This is a genomic window from Brevundimonas sp. SH203 (assembly GCF_002157625.1).
GTDB lineage: Bacteria > Pseudomonadota > Alphaproteobacteria > Caulobacterales > Caulobacteraceae > Brevundimonas.
This window is the reverse complement of sequence record NZ_BDMM01000007.1, coordinates 44,681-61,325: the sequence shown is the minus strand read 5'-3', so window position 1 is coordinate 61,325 and position 16,645 is coordinate 44,681. Positions and strand designations below refer to the sequence as shown.

Below are 16,645 nucleotides of genomic sequence, written 5' to 3'. Positions count from 1 at the left end.
GCCTATACCGGCGACATGACCCCCGCTTCGCCCAGCCTGGACGACCGACTAGACGAGGCCGCCGCCGCGCACGATCCGCGCGCGGCGGTCTCTTTCGTTCTGCGCGAAGCCTATGAGGCCGCCCGCACCCGCGCCGAGCGCAAGCTGGACGCCGGGTCGAAGGGGCGCGAGGTCGCCCGCCTGTACGCCGCGGCCGCCGACGACATGCTGACGGCCCTGTGGCGGGTGGCGACCGAGACCCTGTTTCCTGTTTCGCCGGTCGAGAGCGAACGGCTGTCGCTGGTGGCGGTGGGCGGCTATGGGCGGGGCGTCCTGGCGCCCTTCTCGGACCTGGACCTGCTGTTCCTGCGCCCCGCCAAGGCGACGCCGCGCGGCGAGAGCGTGATCGAATTCGTCCTCTACGTCCTGTGGGACCTGGGGGCGAAGGTCGGGCCGTCGGTGCGCTCGGTCGAGGAATGTCTCAGCCTGTCGCGCACCGACATGACGGTGCGGACCACGTTGTTGGAGGCGCGACCGCTGGCCGGCGATCAGCGCCTGGCCGAACTGATGATCGGCCGGTTTCGCGACATGGTGTCCAAGTCCGACCCGCGCCCCTTCATCGCCGCCAAGCTGGAAGAACGGGCCGTGCGGCACGAGAAGGCCGGTTCGACCCGCTACAAGGTCGAACCCAACGTCAAGGACGGCAAGGGAGGGCTGCGCGACCTGAACACCCTGTACTGGATCGCCCGGTCCCTGGCCCCGGAAAGCCGGCTGGGCGCGACGGTGATGGACGAGCTGTTCACCCCGCGCGAACGGCGCACCTCGGACGAGGCCTTCGACTTCCTGTGGCGGGTGCGCATCCATCTGCACCTGATCGCGGGGCGGGCCGAGGAGAAGCTGACCTTCGACATGCAGCCCGAGGTGGCGCGGCGCATGGGCTGGCGCGGGCGGGGCGACGAACCGGCGGTGGAGCGGTTCATGCGGCGCTACTTCCTGGTGGCGCGCGACGTCGGCGCCCTGACCCGCGCCATGTCGGCCAAGCTGGAGGCGCGGCATCAGAAGACGGCGCAGGGGCTGTCGCGCCTGATGACCCCGTTCCGCCCGGCGCGGCGCAAGCTGGACATCGACGGATTCTGGATCGACCAGGGGCGGCTGTCGGTCGAGGGGCCGGAGGTGTTCGCCGCCGATCCGGTCAAGCTGCTGACCCTGTTCGTCGCCGCCGACAAACAGGATCTGGACCTGCACCCCGACGCCTTTTCGGCGGTGACGCGGTCGCTGTCGCTGGTGACGCCCCGGCTGAGGCGCGATCCGGCGGCGACGCGCGCCTTTCTGGACGTGCTGGCCCACGGGCAGCGGCCCTATCGCGTGCTGACCATCATGAACGAGACGGGGTTGCTGGGACGGTTCCTGCCCGAATGGGGCCGGATCGTCGGCCAGACCCAGTTCAACATGTACCACGCCTATACGGTGGACGAGCATACGCTGCAGGCCATCGGCGTCATCAACGACATCGCGCGCGGCAAGCTGAAAGACGACCACCCGCTGGCCACCGAGATCGTGCAGCTGATCTCGGACATGGAGGCCCTGATGCTGGGGATGCTGTTGCACGACGTAGGCAAGGGTGGCGAGCGGGGGCAGCTGGAGGACGGGGCCATCGCCGCGCGCCGGGCCTGCGAACGGCTGGGCGTCGATCCGCGCCGGATCGAACTGGTCGTCTGGCTGGTGCGCAGCCATCTGACGCTCAGCGATTACGCCCAGAAGCGAGATTTGTCGGACCCGGCGACCATTCGCGCCTTCGCCGAACTGGTCGGCGATCCCGAGCGGCTGCGGATGCTGCTGGTCCTGACCGTCGCCGACATCCGGGCCGTGGGGCCGGGCGTGTGGAACGGCTGGAAGGGTCAGCTGATGCGGACCCTCTACAATCAGGTCGCCGCCCTGTTCCGGGGTGAGGACGTGGCACGCGAAGACCCGTTGGCGGCCCATCCGGCCCTGGTCCGGCGCGCGCGCGAAACCGGGGCGGCGGCGCAGGCGTCCCCGACGGCGCCGGTTCAGGGACTGGCGGTCCAGACCACCGAAATCTCCATCGCCGCCGCCGACCGGCCCGGCCTTTTCGCCGACCTGGCCCAGACCATGGCGGCCCTGGGCGCCGACGTCACCGATGCGCGGGTGGCGACCGAGGACGGAGTGGTGCTGGACGTCTTCCGCGTTCAGGACGGGGCGGGCGCCCCCTATGGTCAGGCCGAGCCGCGTCGGCTGAAGACCCTGGTCGAGGCGCTGGAGAAGGCCGCGCGCGGGGAAGGCCGGATCGGCCAGGCGCCCCAGCCCGCCGGAAACGCCCGAAAGGCCGCCTTCGAGGTCCGGCCCGTGGTCATGGTCGACCACCACGCCAGCGAGGCGGCCACGGTGATCGAGGTGTCGTGCGCCGACCGACCCGGCCTGTTGGCCGACCTGTCGCGCGTGTTCAACGACGAGGGCCTCGGCATCCGCTCGGCCCATGTGGCCAGCTATGGCGAGCGGGCGGTGGACAGCTTCTATGTCGTGGACCGCAAGGGACGGAAACTGACGTCCGAACAGCGGATCGCCGAGCTGCGCACGGCGCTGGAGGCCGTGCTGGACAGCCGCGCGCCCGCGCCGGCGGGTCGCAAGGTGCGCTCGGCCCGGGCCAGCGCCCGTGACGTGTCCGAACTGGGCCGGCGGGCGCGCAAGCCCGTATCGCCGGGCGAGCAAGCGCGCTAAGCGAAATCGATCTTCCGCTCTCTGTCGAATGTCCGCATGAGCCTCGCCCGCAACACCCTGGTCCAGTCCAGCCTGACGCTGGGCAGCCGAATTCTCGGCTTCGTGCGCGACATGGCGCTGGCGGCGCGGTTCGGCCAGGGGCCGATGATGGACGCCTTCACCACGGCGTTGATGCTGCCCAATATGTTCCGGCGTCTGTTCGCCGAGGGCGCCTTCGCTCAGGCGTTTGTGCCGGTTTATGGCGGGGTGCGCGCGCGTGAGGGTGAGGACGCGGCGGCGGTGACGGCGTCCGAGGCGCTCAGCTTCATGCTGGCGGTGGTCGCGGGCTTCTGCATCCTGCTTCAGGTGATCATGCCGTGGATCATGCCATGGCTGCTGTCCGCCTATCAGGGCCAGCCCGAGGTGCTGCGCGCGGCGGTGACGGCGACCCAGCTGGCCATGCCCTATCTGGCCTGCATGACCGTGGCCTCGCTGCTGTCCGGCGTGCTGAACACCGGCGGCCGGTTCGCCCTGTCCGCCGCCGTGCCGGTGTTCCTGAACCTCTGCACCCTGGCCGCCCTGATGCCGCCGCTGGTCCTGCCGATTCCGCAGGAGACGGTGCTGATGATGGTGACGGCGGCGGTGACGATTTCCGGCCTGATCCAGGCGGGCTTGTTGTGGTGGGGCGTGCGGCGGCTGGGCGTGCGGCTGAAGATCGGCCTGCCCCGGATCACGCCCAATGTGCGCCACACCCTGGCCCTGGCCGTACCGGGCGCCCTGGCCGGCGGGGCGCTTCAGATCAACTCTCTGGTGTCGCAGTTCCTGACCGGCTCGGACGAGGGCGCGCGCTCGGTGCTGTATAACGCCGACCGTCTGTACCAGCTGCCGCTGGGTCTGGTCGGGGTGGCCATCGGCCTGGCTTTGGTGCCGCGCCTGACCAAGGCCTTCGTTTCCGGCGACCATGAAGGCGGGCAGAAGACGCTGGACGACGGGATCAACCTGGCCATGGCCTTCACCCTGCCGGCGGCGGTGGCCCTGTTCGTCATTCCCTTCTTCATCATCGACGCGACGGTGACGCGCGGGGCCTTCACCTCGGCCGACGCCAGCCGCACCGCCGACGTATTGCGCCAGTTCGCCTGGGGCGTGCCGGCCTTCGTCCTGGCCAAGGTGCTGACCCCGCCCTTCTTCGCGCGCCAGGATACGCGGCGGCCGATGATCTTCGCCGTCGCCAGCGTGATCGTGACCGTCGTTCTGGGGTCGGCCCTGTTCTTCTGGTTTCGCGCGCAGGGTTGGGACGGCGTGCTGGGCCTGGCCATCGCCACCAGCACCTCGGCCTGGATCAACGTCGGCCTCTTGGGCGGGGTGCTGATCCGCGAGAACAGCTGGCGGCCGTCGCCCGCCTTCCTGTCGCGCTTCGCCCGCGTCGTCGCCGCCAGCGCCATGATGGCCGCCCTGCTGTTCGCCGCCGGCGTCTTCTATCCGCAGCTCAGCCGCATCTTCCTGGCCAAGGAGATCGCGGTGCTGGCGGTGTGCGGCGCGGGGGCCGGGCTTTACGGCGCCTGCCTGATGGCCTTCCGCGCCGTCACCCTGTCGGAGCTGAAGGCGACCCTTCGTCGCGAGCCCGGCGGCGGCATGGCGTCCGGTCTGGACTGACCGGCGGAGAACCGATAAGCGCGAGGCCATGACGATCTCGGGCCCGACTTCCGACCGGCGATGGCGCGGCTGAACCGCCGCACCCGTCGCCACGCCTGCCTTTCGACCTTTCGAGACCCGATTTCATGACCGATCAAACCCCGCCGACCGCCGCTCCGGCCTATGACGGCCCGCGCCGCATCCTGTCCGGCATCCAGGCCTCCGGCGCCCTGCACCTGGGCAACTACCTCGGCGCGCTGAAGCGTTTCGTCGAGCTTCAGGACCAGGGCGCGCCTGTCTTCGTCTTCGTCGCCGACATGCACGCCATCACCGTGTGGCAGGACCCGGCCAAGCTGGCCGCCCAGACGCGCGAGATCGCCGCCGCCTATCTGGCCTCCGGGCTCGATCCGGCGAAATCGATCATCTTCCCCCAGTCGTCGGTGCGCGCCCACGCCGAACTGGCCTGGGTCTTCAACTGCGTCGCCCGCCTCGGCTGGCTGGACCGGATGACCCAGTTCAAGGAGAAGTCGGGCAAGCATAAGGAAAGGGCCTCGGTCGGCCTCTACACCTATCCGGTGCTGCAGGCGGCGGACATCCTGCTCTACAAGGCGACCGAGGTTCCGGTCGGCGAGGACCAGAAACAGCATCTGGAGCTGACCCGCGACATCGCCGCCAAGTTCAACAACGACTTCGGCGTTCCCGGCTTCTTCCCCGTGCCCGAGCCCGTCATCCAGGGCCCGGCGACGCGCGTCATGTCCCTGCGCGACGGGGCGGCCAAGATGTCCAAGTCCGATCCGTCGGACAACAGCCGCATCAACCTGACCGACGACGCGGACACCATCGCGTCCAAGATCAGGAAGGCCAAGACCGATCCCGAGCCGCTGCCGGAAACCCTGGACGGCCTGAACGACCGCGCGGAGGCCCGGAACCTGGTCGCCATCTACGCCGCCCTGTCGGGCCAGACGCGCGAACAGGTCATCGCCGAGTTCGGCGGCCAGGGCTTCGGCGCCTTCAAGCCGGCGCTGGCCGATCTGGCGGTGTCGTCCCTGGCGCCCGTCACGGCGGAAATGCGACGCCTGCTGGATGACCCGGCCGAGATCGACCGCGTGCTGGCGGACGGCGCCCGTCGCGCCGCCGAGGTCGCCGATCCGGTGGTCGACGAGGTCAAGAAGATCGTCGGCTTCTGGCGCCCCTGAATCGCTGGCGATTTTCGGACGCGGCGTCCAGGCGGACCGTTCCGCCCGGCGCTGTGAACGCCTAGATCAGCGCGCATGAACCATCCTCTCGACCGCGCCGTCTGGAACGCGCTGACCACCCGACTGTCATCGTTCGCAACGCCGGACTCCAGCCCCCGGGCGGTTCGCATCGACCCCGAGGTCGGGGTCTTCATGGCCTGCGCCGACGGTTCGCCCGACAGTCTCGCGGCGCTGGGCGACCTCGCCCGAACACATCCCGGCGCAGGTCTGATCGAGGTCGAAGGCAGCCCCATCGCCGACGTCCTGCCGGACGGGATCGGTGTCGTCGGCCGTATTCCTCTGGTGCAGATGACCGCGAGCGCCCTGACGGCGGGCGGGCCGTCGATAAGCTATGAGACCCTGACCGAGGCCGATGCGCCGGCCATGCTGGCGCTGGCGACCCTGACCCGGCCCGGTCCCTTCCGGTCGGCGACCCGCAAACTGGGGCCATTCATCGGGGTGAAACAGGACGGGCAGCTGATCGCCATGGCCGGGCGGCGCCTGCGGGTGGACGGCTTTACCGAACTGAGCGGGGTCTGCACCCATCCCGACCACCGCGGTCGGGGTCTGGCCGCGGCCCTGTCGCGCGCGGTCGCCGCCGAGATTCTGGCCAGCGGAGAGACCGTCTTCCTGCACGCCTTCGCCGACCACGCGGCGACCATCGCCTTTTATGGTTCGCTGGGGTTCGAGGTTCGGGCGCGGATGACCTATACGGTTCTGGCGGACTGACGGAGGAGCGCGACATGGGCGTCTATGAGGCCAGGATCGTCTGGGAACGCGGCGATCAGCCCTTCCTGGACAAGCGTTACAGCCGCGCCCACACCTGGGCCTTCGACGGCGGGGCCGTGGTGCCGGGATCGTCGGCGCCATCCAGCGTGCCCCTGCCGATGTCCGACGCCTCGGCCGTCGACCCGGAGGAGGCGATGATCGCCTCTCTGTCCAGCTGTCATATGCTGTGGTTCCTGGCCTTCGCCGCCAATGCGGGTCTGGTCGTCGACACCTATGCCGACGAGGCGTCCGGCAGGATGGGCAAGGATGAGAACGGCCGCCGCTATCTGGCCGAGGTGACGCTGCGCCCCTTCACCAGCTTCAGCGGCCGCGAACCGGACCAGGCCGAGATCGACGCCCTGCACCACCAGGCCCACGACCATTGCGAGATGGCCTATTCGGTGCGGGCCGCCATCACGGTCGAGGCGACGATCGGTTAGGCGGCGGCCGTCTCCTCCTCGATCAGCGAGCGGAATAGGGCGTGGGCGGCGGTCATGCCGTCCGAAGTCGCCAGGGTGATGTTTGAGGCGGCCCGGGCCAGGTCGCCGGCGGCGAAGACGCCGGGCTGGGTCGTCTGCTGCTGGGCGTCCACCTTGATCACGCGCCCTACGGGGGTGTCGGTCATCTCGCATCCCAGATGTTCCGCGAAGGGGCTGGCGATACGCACATTGGCGCCGACGAACAGGGCCTTCAGCACCACGAACCGGCCGTCGGCCAGACGCACGCCGGTCAGGGTCTGGGCCTCGCCCTCCAGCCGGGCGATGGGCGTGGTCTCGATAGTCACTCCACGTCGATGCAGCAGGCGGACGTCCTCGGGCGACAGGACCGTGTCCGGGCCCAGGAACAGCGTCGCCTGACCCCATTCGGCGACGGTCGAGGCATAGGCCGCGGCATGATCGCCCCAGCCCAGCACGCCGACGGGACCGCCTCCGATCTCATAACCGTGGCACCACGGACAATGCAGGGCGGTGCGGCCCCAGCGTTCCTTGACCCCCGGAATATCGGCCGGCACGTCCTCCACTCCATGCGACAGCAACAGCCGCCGCCCGGTGGTCCGGGTTCCGTCGGCGAAGGCGACCTGGAAGCCGCCGTCGATCCGTTCGACGGCCACGGCCTCGGTCCTGCGGAAGGCGGCGGTGGGATAGGCCGCGACCTGGGCGTGGGCGGCGGCGGCTATCTCGGCGCCGGGCCTGCCGTCGTTGGCCAGGACGCCATGGGCGCGGGCGGCGAAACGATTGCGCGGCCGGCCGTCGTCTATGACCAGCACCCGTCGGCGCGCCCGGACCAGCTGCAGGGCGGCGGACAGGCCGGCGTAGGAGCCGCCGATGATCAGGGCGTCGTGAGGCATGAGGTCAGGACTTTGGACTGCGGACATGGAGCAGGTCTCTGTTCGGGTGTTCGGCCAGGCGGCGCGAGAAGTCCGCCGCCAGATCGGCCAGGGTGATTTCATTCAGCCGGGCGACCAGCAGGGCGCGGGCGGCGGCGTAGGTTTCGCCCAGGGCGTCGTTGACCGCCGCCTCGACCAGACAGCCCTCGGCCTCGACCGGCGGGGCCTCGGGGATCAGGCCGGGTTCGCCCAAAGCCGCATTGACCTGGCCCAGGCTGACCCGATCCAGCGGCCGCGCCAGTCGCCAGCCGCCGCCGTGGCCTTTTTCGGAAACGACCAGCCCCTGTTCACGCAGGCCGGCCATGGTCCGGCGCACCACCACCGGATTGGTCGACAGACAGACGGCCAACTGATCGGAGGTCATGGGCGCGCCCGTTCGGGTCTGATGCTCCGCCATGTGCAGCAGGGCGTGGAGAATGTTGGAGAGGCGGGAATCCCTTTTCATGCAACTTCAATTGTTACGTGATAGGTCGCGCGTCAAGGCGGCGGGCGAGGATTCTTTTCAGACGGTCGGGACGGCGTCGATCAGGAAGGCGCGGAAACGACGCAGGGCTTCTTGGGTCAGTTCCGGGTCATGACGCATCGGCCCGTTGTTGGTGGGCTCGTCGAAGGCGTGGGTCCCGGCGGCGATCCAGCTTTCGACCTGGGCGCCGCAGTCGCCGATCATCGCATTGACCCGCTCGGCGTTGCGCACCGTGGTCAGGTGATCCCGCTTGCAGGTCACGGCCAGAACCTTCGGACAATGCCGCCACGGCTTCATCCGGTTGAAGGCGAATGGCCCGACATAGGGATACATCAGCCAGACGGCGCGCACGCCCGACAGGTCGGCGTCGCCGGGGTTCGACACCCCCATGGCGCCCGGGGCGGGCGCGGCGCTCATCATCTCCATGATCGACCAGCCGCCATGGCTCCAGCCGCCCAGGGCCAGTCGGCTCGCATCGACATCGGGCCGGGCCGACACGCCCTGGATGGCGGCCAGAACGTCGCCGGCGCGGTCGTAGCCCCGGAACGACAGGCCGGTGCAGACCGCCGTCAGGGTGAAGGCCCGCCCCCAGCCGCGCGGTCCATAGGAATCGATGATGAAGGCGCGCCAGCCCGCCGCCCGGGCGACCTCGGCATAGCGCGGCAGGTGATCGCGCAGGCCGCCGCAGCCGTGGAACAGCAGGACCGCCGGGCGCGGCGCGTCGTCGTCCGGCCCCACGACAATCACATGCGGTTCGAGGCGGGCCCAGCGGCGCTTCAGATCGTCCATCCCCGCTTTACGCCGCAGCTTGAAGGCGAAAACCAGCCCCCTTGCGCATTTCGATATTCAGATATATCTAAACCCTAGTTATTAGATATATCGAAAAGGAATCGATCATGCGATCCATGGGGATCTTCAGAGGACGCCGCGATAACTGCGGCGGCGAACACGGCCGTCATGGCGGCTTCGCCTTCGGTCACGGCTTCGGGCGGGGGATGCGCGGTCCGCACCGCGCCGACTTCGGCCCGGGCTGGGAAGGGCGCGAGGCGCGCGGACGCGGTCACGGCCATGGCCGGCGCGGCGGCGGGCGTCTGTTCGACCACGGCACGCTGCGCTGGGTGCTGCTGTCGCTGATCGCCGAAAAGCCCAGCCACGGCTACGAACTGATCAAGGCGGTCGAAACCAAACTGGGCGGCGCCTATTCGCCCAGCCCCGGCGTCATCTATCCCAGCCTGACCCTGCTGGAAGAAATGGGCGCGCTAGAGTCCGAGGCCCAGGGCGGCAAGAAGCTGTACGCCATCACCGGCGCCGGCCGCGCCATGCTGGCCGAAAACGAAGAGGTGCTGAAGGCGGCCGAGGCGACGATGGACAAGTTCGCCGCCCGCGCCATGCGACCCGCCGTCATCCACGACGCCATCGGCCGTCTGCGCCACGCCATCCACGCCCGGCTGACGGGTGAGACCGCCCTGACCGAGGCCCAGGTCCAGGCCATCGCCGCCATCCTGGCCGAGGCCGCCGACAAGGTGGAAAAGGCATGAGCGACGCCCCGCGCCTCACGCGCCGGGTGCGGCACGATCTGAAATTCCGCACCCTGAGCGTCGTCTCCATCCAGGAGCTGACGCCCGATCTGCGGCGCATCGTGCTGGAGGGACCGGATCTGGCGGGCTTCGTCTCCCTGGGGTTCGACGATCATGTGAAGATCTTTCCCGCCGCCGAGGGGCAGACGCCGATCCTGCCCGTGGCGGGGCCGGACGGGCCGATCTTTCCCGAACCGCGTCCGGTCGCCCGCGACTATACGCCCCGCGCCCATGACCCGGCGACGAACCGGCTGACGCTGGACTTCGCCACCGGCCACGGCGGACCCGCGACCGAATGGGCCATGGCGGCGCGGGTCGGCTCGCTCCTGGGCATCGGCGGGCCGCGCGGCTCCTTCGTCGTGCCCACCGACTTCGCGGACCATGTGCTGATCGGCGACGAGACGGCGATCCCGGCCATCACCCGCCGGCTGGAGGAGTTGCCTGCGGGCGTGCGCGCCCATGCGGTGATCGAGGTCGCCGATGCGGCGTCGCGTCTGGACCTGGACAGCCGGGCCGAGGTCGCCGTGACCTGGGCGACGCGCGACGGCGCCCCGCGCGGCCGGGCCGATACCCTGCTGTCAGCGGTCGAAACGGCCCTGGCCGGGGTCGATACAGCCGACGCCTATGTCTGGATCGCCGCCGAGGCGGACGTGGCCAAGGCCCTGCGCGCCCGCATCCTGGCGCTCGGTTTCTCGCCCAAGGCGATGAAGGCGGCCGGCTATTGGCGGCTGGGCGGACCCGGCGGCGAAAAGATCAATCTGGATTGAGGCCAGCGCGTCGCAGCGTCAGGTTCAGGCGCCCGCCGCCGGGGATCAGGCGCGACGAGCCCGCCAGCACGCGATCGACCCCGTGCCGCGCCAGGCGGGCCGGCCCCGTCAGGGCGCAGACGTCGCCGCTGTTCAGCCTGAGACTGGTCGTGCGACCGCCCTCGGCCGGGCCGATGCGGAAAACGGCCGCGTCGCCCAGCGACACCGACAGGACCGGCGCGCCGAGATCGGCTTCGTCACGATCCTGATGCAGGCCCATCCTGGCCCCGTCGCGATACAGATTGACCAGACAGGCGTCGGGCGGTTCGGGCCAGTCCACCGTGTCGCGCCACAGATCCAGCAGCGCGTCCGGGATCGCAGGCCAGGAATGGCCCGTCCCGGGATGCGTCGCCTGATAGCGATAGCCCGCCCGGTCCGACACCCAGCCCAGCGGCCCGAAATTGCTCATTTCGACCGAGAACGGCCGCCCGCCCGGCGTGACAGGCCGATAGGGGGGCGCGTCCCGCAGCCGCGCGAACACCTCGGCGACCAGCGCCGCCTGACCCGCCGCATCGAGTGCGCCAGGCCACAGCCGAAAGCCTTCGACGGCGGTGTCGACCTCAGCGGGTGTAGGTGTAGTCGCTGATCTCACAGACATTGATGCGTGACCGCGTCAGCTCCTGGCCGTTGGTGAATTCGGCCTTGAAGTCATAGACGCAGGCGCCCGAACCGTCATCGATATTGATGCGGACGTTCTGACCGTCCTCCAGCACGTCTTCGCCCAGGATGTCCTCTTCCCAGTCGTCGGTGCGTGAATCCGAGGCGTAGAAGCGCAGCATGGTCCAGCCCGTCCGGTTCTTGATGGTGACGTGGCGATCATGGCCGTCGCGCGATTGCGTCGCCGCAGGCTGGGTCGCGGGCGCAGACGGCGGCGCGGCGACGGCGGTTCCGGCGCCCGCCAGAACGGCCAGGGCGACAGCGGTTTTCAGCATCAGCTTGGTCATGACGTTTTCCCTTCCCTCGACGACGCCTCTCTGAACCTCGCCGTCCCGACCTTATGCCCTACGAACAACACCCTGCCATCCCGAAATTTCAGCGTTCTTCGAATCTAAGGAATCGCACATCGCCCTTGCGGGGCCGGTGGATTTTCCCATATCGGGGCCAGCTTCGGAGAAACCCCGCGAAAACTGGGGCTATCCGGCTTCTGCAACGCCAACCCAACCGGGGGCGGTCACGCGCGGCGCTTCGTCGAAGGCCGCCGCATCGCCCGCTGAACGAGAGAGACAAAGAACGCCAATGGCCAAGATTATCGGCATCGACCTCGGCACCACCAACTCCTGCGTGGCCGCCATGGACGGCAAGATCCCCAAGGTCATCGAGAACGCCGAAGGCAACCGCACGACCCCGTCGGTCGTGGCGATCCAGGACGGCGCCGAAGTGCTGGTGGGCCAACCCGCCAAGCGCCAGGCCGTGACCAACCCGTCCAACACCTTCTTCGCGATCAAGCGCCTGATCGGCCGCAGCTTCGATGATCCGGTGGTCGCCAAGGACAAGGGCATGGTGCCCTATGAGATCGTCAAGGGCCCGAACGGGGACGCCTGGGTGCGCGCCTTCGGCAAGGACTATTCCCCCCAGCAGATCTCGGCCTTCATCCTGCAGAAGATGAAGGAATCGGCCGAGGCCTATCTGGGCGACAAGGTCACGCAGGCGGTCATCACAGTGCCGGCCTATTTCAACGACAGCCAGCGCCAGGCCACCAAGGACGCCGGCAAGATCGCCGGCCTGGAAGTGCTGCGCATCATCAACGAGCCGACCGCGGCGGCCCTGGCCTACGGGCTGGAGAAGAACGACGGTCAGAAGATCGCCGTCTATGACCTGGGCGGCGGCACCTTCGACGTCTCGATCCTGGAGATCGGCGACGGCGTGTTCGAGGTGAAGTCCACCAACGGCGACACCTTCCTGGGCGGCGAGGACTTCGACCTGCGTCTGGTCGACTATCTGGCCGACGAGTTCAAGAAGGAGCAGTCGGTCGATCTGCGTCAGGACAAGCTGGCCCTGCAGCGCCTGAAGGAAGAGGCCGAAAAGGCCAAGAAGGAGCTGTCGACCACGACCCAGTACGAGGTCAATCTGCCGTTCATCACCATGAACGCCTCGGGTCCGCTGCACCTGAACATCAAGCTGACGCGCGCCAAGCTGGAAAGCCTGGTCGAGGATCTGGTCCAGCGCACGATCGAGCCGTGCAAGAAGGCCCTGGCCGACGCCGGCCTGAAGGCTTCGGACATCGACGAAGTCGTCCTGGTCGGCGGCATGACCCGCATGCCCAAGGTCGTGGAAGCCGTGAAGGCTTTCTTCGGCAAGGAACCGCACAAGGGCGTGAACCCCGATGAGGTCGTGGCCCTGGGCGCCGCCGTCCAGGCCGGCGTTCTGCAAGGCGACGTCAAGGACGTGCTGCTGCTGGACGTGACGCCCCTGACCCTGGGCATCGAAACCCTGGGCGGCGTCTTCACGCCCCTGATCGAACGCAACACGACCATCCCGACCAAGAAGAGCCAGACCTTCTCGACCGCCGACGACAACCAGTCGGCCGTGACGATCCGGGTCTTCCAGGGCGAGCGTCCGATGGCGGCCGACAACAAGATGCTGGGTCAGTTCGACCTGATGGGCATTCCCCCCGCGCCGCGCGGCATGCCCCAGATCGAGGTCGCCTTCGACATCGACGCCAACGGCATCGTCAACGTCTCGGCCAAGGACAAGGCGACCAACAAGGAGCAGTCGATCCGCATCCAGGCGAACGGCGGCCTGTCGGACGCCGACATCGACAAGATGGTCAAGGAAGCCGAGGCCAACGCCGCCACCGACAAGGCCAAGAAGGACCTGGTCGAGGCGCAGAACGCCGCCGACAGCCTGATCCACTCGACCGAAAAGGCCTTGGCCGAACACGGCGACAAGGTCGGCGCGGACGAGAAGACGGCCATCGAGACCGGCCTGGCCGATCTGAAGGCAGCCCGCGACGGAACGGACCCGGAAGACATCCGCGCCAAGACCAACACCCTGGTCCAGGCCTCGATGAAGCTGGGTGAAGCGATGTACGCCCAGCAGCAGGGCGACGCCGCCGCCGAGGGCCAGCCGGCCGACGACGGCGTGGTCGACGCCGAGTTCGAGGAAGTCTCGGACACGGACGGCGACGACAAGAAGAGCGCCTGATCCGCCACAGGTCGCTGAAATGATAAGGCCCCGCTTGTCTTGCGATAGGCGGGGTCTTTTCATGAAACTTGCATCATTCGTCCCGGCCCCCATGTCAGCCGGGACACCGGAGTTCCGCCGTCGCCCGCAGAGGCGAAAAGGAGCCGGCAGGGGAAGTATGAGGACGAACGCCCGATGGCGCGTGACTATTACGAGATTCTGGGCGTCGAACGCACGATCGACGCGCCCGGCCTGAAGGCCGCCTACCGCAAGCTGGCCATGATCCACCACCCCGACCGCAACGGTGGTTCCGAGGATTCGGTGGCCCAGTTCAAGGAGATCTCCGAGGCCTATTCGGTCCTGTCGGACGACAACAAGCGCGCGGCCTATGATCGCTTTGGCCATGCGGGCGTCAATGGCGGCGGCGGCGGCGGAAACCCGTTCGGCCAGGGCCAGCAGGGCTTCTCCGACATCAACGACATCTTCTCCCAAGTCTTCGGCGATGCGTTCGGCGACGCCTTCGGCGGGCGTCAGGGCCGGGGCCAGCAGGGCGGGCCGCGTCGCGGATCGGACCTGCGCTACGACCTGGAGATCACGCTGGAGCAGGCCTACAAGGGCGAGGAGGTCGCGCTGGACATCCCCGCCACCCTGACCTGCGACACCTGCGAGGGGTCGGGGGCCAAGCCGGGAACCAAGCCCGTCACCTGCACCACCTGCAACGGCGCGGGCCGGGTGCGCCAGGCGAACGGATTCTTCCAGGTCGAACGCACCTGCCCCCGCTGCCACGGCCAGGGCCAGATGATCGCCGATCCCTGCACCACCTGCCACGGTCACGGCCAGGTGCGCAAGACGCGCACCCTGAACCTGAAGATCCCCGCCGGCGTGGACGACGGATCGCGCATCCGCCTGTCGGGCGAGGGCGATGCGGGACAGCGCGGCGGCCCGCGCGGCGACCTGTATGTCTTCATCTCGGTGACGCCGCACGACCTGTTCGAACGCGACAATCTGGACCTGTTGGTCACGGTGCCGGTGCCGATGACGGTGGCGGCCCTGGGCGGAGAGATCGACGCCCCCTGCCTGGTGTCCTCGGCCTGCGACGGCAAGTGCAAGGCCTCCGTCGCCGTGCCCGCCGGCGCCCAGACCGGCAAGACCGTGCGGATCAAGGGCAAGGGGATGCCCCATCTGAACGGCCGCAACCGCGGCGATCTGGTGGTCGAACTGTTCGTCGAGACGCCCACCGATCTGACCGCGCGCCAGCGTGAGTTGTTGGAAGAGCTTGCCCTGTCGTTCGGGGAAGGGCAAAACCCCCGCAATTCCAGCTTCGCCGGAAAGGCGAAGCGTTTCTGGGCCGACATCCTGGGCAATCAGGACGCGGACGGGTCGAAAGAAAACGCGGCTTGAGCGCAATCTTCCACGCCGGCATCTCCGGCTATCGCGGCCGGATGGGCCGCGCGGTGTCCCAGGTGCTGGATGCGCGCGAGGACGTGGTGGTCGCCGCCCGGTTCGACTGGGGGGAGACCGCCGACCTGTCGCTGTGCGACGTGATCATCGACTTCTCGACGCCGGACGCCTCGGTCTCCCTGGCCGAAAAGGCGGCGGTGGAAAACGGCCCGGCCCTGGTCATCGGCTCGACCGGCTTCACGCCCGAGCAGGAGGCCGCCCTGCTGAAGGCTTCCGAGATGGTCGCCATCGTCAAGAGCGGCAACTTCTCCCTGGGCGTGAACATCCTGATCGGCCTGGTCCAACATGCGGCCCAGCGTCTGGACGCCCGCGACTGGGACATCGAGATCACCGAGGCCCACCATCGCCGCAAGGTGGATTCCCCGTCCGGCACCGCCCTGATGCTGGGCGAGGCGGCGGCCGAGGGGCGGTTCACCGATCTGGCCGATCTGCGCACCGCCCCCTACGACGGGGTGCAGGGCGAGCGGGAGACGGGCAAGATCGGCTTCTCCTCGATCCGCGCCGGCGGCATCGTGGGCGAACACACCGTTTTGTTCGCCTCTGAGGACGAGGTCCTGACCCTCAGCCATTCGGCCATCGACCGTTCGCTGTTCGCGCGCGGCGCCGTCGCCGCCGCCGCCTGGGTCCGCACCCGTCGGCCCGGCCTCTACGACATGCAGGATGTGCTTGGGTTCAGGCAGGCCTGAACCCAAGATTTATGCTGGGGCGATACGTTCGCGACTCGGTCGCTCACGACTTGAGCGCATTTTGACTGAGCGATACCGAACTATCTAGGCCGCGTCGTTCTGGGCGGGCAGGCCGTAGGCGTCCCACAGCGTGCGGTCCTTCAGCATCTTGGCCAGGAAGGCGAGGTGGACGGCCTGTTCCTCGGGCGTGGAGCGCGGGGCGAGGGGGCGAGGGCGAGGACCGTAGGCGGCGATCTGGACCGTCCCGCCCTGGCCCCGGCCGACCGGACCCGACGACAGGTCCAGCACCCGTTCCTTGCCGCCACGCAGCTCCAGATACACCTCGGCCAGCAGGCGGGCGTCGATCAGGGCGCCGTGCAGGGTGCGCTCGACCAGCGACACCTTGAAGCGTTTGCACAGGGCGTCCAGCGAATTGGGCATGCCCGGAAACCGGCTCTGGGCCAGTTTCAGCGTGTCGATCCAGCGCGCCTCGCCCGTGATCGGCCGGCCGCAGCGATTGTATTCGAAATCGATGAAGTTCCGGTCGAAGGCCGCATTGTGGGCGATCATCGGCGCGTCGCCGATGAATTCGATCAGGTCGTCGGCGATCTCGGCGAACTTGGGCGCATCCTTCACCTTTTCGTCGGTGATGCCATGGACGCGGATGGCGTCGGGCGGGATCAGCCGCTCGGGATTGACGAAGCGGTGGAAGGTGCGGCCCGTCGGCAGCAGGTCCTGAATCTCTATACAGCCGACCTCGATCAGCCGGTCGCCCGTCTTGGGGTCGAAGCCGGTGGTTTCGGTGTCCAGAACGATCTCGCGCGCCATACGCCC

Annotated in this window: 16 protein-coding genes; 10 read left to right on the top strand and 6 right to left on the bottom strand. The window is 68.6% G+C overall.

Going from position 1 to position 16,645, the window contains the following annotated elements; all coding sequences use genetic code 11:
- Nucleotides 1-15 precede the first annotated feature (15 nt).
- The 5 genes from glnD to SH203_RS13945 all read left to right on the top strand — a co-directional run bounded on the left by glnD (nt 16) and on the right by SH203_RS13945 (nt 6,769).
- Nucleotides 16-2,715, top strand: a complete 2,700-nt coding sequence (gene glnD, locus SH203_RS13965) for a [protein-PII] uridylyltransferase (protein ID WP_087121567.1) — start codon at nt 16-18, stop codon at nt 2,713-2,715.
- A 36-nt stretch (nt 2,716-2,751) separates the two neighbouring features.
- Complete coding sequence (murJ, locus tag SH203_RS13960; protein WP_087121566.1) at nt 2,752-4,347, top strand: murein biosynthesis integral membrane protein MurJ; 1,596 nt, start codon at nt 2,752-2,754, stop codon at nt 4,345-4,347.
- Nucleotides 4,348-4,472: 125 nt separating this feature from the next.
- The gene (gene trpS, locus SH203_RS13955) at nt 4,473-5,522 is read left to right on the top strand and encodes a tryptophan--tRNA ligase (RefSeq protein ID WP_087121565.1); all 1,050 of its coding nucleotides are present in this window, start codon (nt 4,473-4,475) and stop codon (nt 5,520-5,522) included.
- A gap of 75 nt (nt 5,523-5,597) precedes the next feature.
- Nucleotides 5,598-6,290: a GNAT family N-acetyltransferase gene (locus SH203_RS13950; protein WP_087121564.1), complete on the top strand. Its 693-nt coding sequence runs from the start codon at nt 5,598-5,600 to the stop codon at nt 6,288-6,290.
- Nucleotides 6,291-6,304: 14 nt separating this feature from the next.
- On the top strand, nt 6,305-6,769 hold the full coding sequence (locus SH203_RS13945; RefSeq protein WP_087121563.1) for an OsmC family protein: 465 nt from the start codon (nt 6,305-6,307) through the stop codon (nt 6,767-6,769).
- On the opposite strand, the gene SH203_RS13940 is transcribed toward SH203_RS13945, so the two are convergent.
- From SH203_RS13940 to SH203_RS13930, 3 genes are read right to left on the bottom strand one after another with little or no spacing between them, the layout of a single operon-like run.
- The gene (locus SH203_RS13940; RefSeq protein ID WP_087121562.1) at nt 6,766-7,677 is read right to left on the bottom strand and encodes an NAD(P)/FAD-dependent oxidoreductase; all 912 of its coding nucleotides are present in this window, start codon (nt 7,675-7,677) and stop codon (nt 6,766-6,768) included. The two genes, SH203_RS13945 and SH203_RS13940, sit on opposite strands and share 4 nt — an antisense overlap.
- Nucleotides 7,678-7,681: 4 nt before the next feature.
- Nucleotides 7,682-8,161 carry an Rrf2 family transcriptional regulator gene (locus tag SH203_RS13935; protein ID WP_087121561.1) on the bottom strand — a complete coding sequence of 160 codons (480 nt, stop codon included), beginning with the start codon at nt 8,159-8,161 and terminating at the stop codon, nt 7,682-7,684.
- Between the two features lie 57 nt (nt 8,162-8,218).
- Complete coding sequence (locus SH203_RS13930; RefSeq protein WP_087121560.1) at nt 8,219-8,968, bottom strand: dienelactone hydrolase family protein; 750 nt, start codon at nt 8,966-8,968, stop codon at nt 8,219-8,221.
- Nucleotides 8,969-9,075: 107 nt separating this feature from the next.
- On the opposite strand from SH203_RS13930, the gene SH203_RS13925 reads away from it, so the two are divergent.
- Both SH203_RS13925 and SH203_RS13920 read left to right on the top strand, forming a co-directional pair.
- Nucleotides 9,076-9,717 (top strand): PadR family transcriptional regulator, encoded by a 642-nt coding sequence (locus SH203_RS13925; protein ID WP_087121559.1) that lies wholly within the window; start codon nt 9,076-9,078, stop codon nt 9,715-9,717.
- Nucleotides 9,714-10,523, top strand: a complete 810-nt coding sequence (locus SH203_RS13920) for a siderophore-interacting protein (RefSeq protein WP_200808960.1) — start codon at nt 9,714-9,716, stop codon at nt 10,521-10,523. Before SH203_RS13925 ends, SH203_RS13920 begins: the two co-directional genes overlap by 4 nt.
- On the opposite strand, the gene SH203_RS13915 is transcribed toward SH203_RS13920, so the two are convergent.
- Together SH203_RS13915 and SH203_RS13910 are read right to left on the bottom strand one after the other, a co-directional pair.
- The gene (locus tag SH203_RS13915; protein WP_087121558.1) at nt 10,510-11,160 is read right to left on the bottom strand and encodes an alpha-ketoglutarate-dependent dioxygenase AlkB; all 651 of its coding nucleotides are present in this window, start codon (nt 11,158-11,160) and stop codon (nt 10,510-10,512) included. The genes SH203_RS13920 and SH203_RS13915 overlap by 14 nt on opposite strands.
- On the bottom strand, nt 11,123-11,506 hold the full coding sequence (locus SH203_RS13910; protein WP_087121557.1) for a hypothetical protein: 384 nt from the start codon (nt 11,504-11,506) through the stop codon (nt 11,123-11,125). The genes SH203_RS13915 and SH203_RS13910 overlap by 38 nt, the downstream gene beginning before the upstream one ends.
- 292 nt (nt 11,507-11,798) lie before the next feature.
- Here SH203_RS13910 and dnaK point away from each other — a divergent pair, with 292 nt between their 5' ends.
- The 3 genes from dnaK to dapB all read left to right on the top strand — a co-directional run bounded on the left by dnaK (nt 11,799) and on the right by dapB (nt 15,832).
- On the top strand, nt 11,799-13,706 hold the full coding sequence (gene dnaK / locus SH203_RS13905; RefSeq protein WP_087121556.1) for a molecular chaperone DnaK: 1,908 nt from the start codon (nt 11,799-11,801) through the stop codon (nt 13,704-13,706).
- Nucleotides 13,707-13,880: 174 nt separating this feature from the next.
- The gene (dnaJ, locus tag SH203_RS13900; RefSeq protein ID WP_087121555.1) at nt 13,881-15,086 is read left to right on the top strand and encodes a molecular chaperone DnaJ; all 1,206 of its coding nucleotides are present in this window, start codon (nt 13,881-13,883) and stop codon (nt 15,084-15,086) included.
- Nucleotides 15,083-15,832 (top strand): 4-hydroxy-tetrahydrodipicolinate reductase, encoded by a 750-nt coding sequence (gene dapB, locus SH203_RS13895; RefSeq protein ID WP_087121554.1) that lies wholly within the window; start codon nt 15,083-15,085, stop codon nt 15,830-15,832. The genes dnaJ and dapB overlap by 4 nt, the downstream gene beginning before the upstream one ends.
- Before the next feature lie 84 nt (nt 15,833-15,916).
- Here the strand turns inward: dapB and dnaQ are convergent, their stop codons facing one another.
- Nucleotides 15,917-16,639: a DNA polymerase III subunit epsilon gene (dnaQ, locus tag SH203_RS13890; RefSeq protein WP_087121553.1), complete on the bottom strand. Its 723-nt coding sequence runs from the start codon at nt 16,637-16,639 to the stop codon at nt 15,917-15,919.
- Between the last annotated feature and the right edge of the window lie 6 nt (nt 16,640-16,645).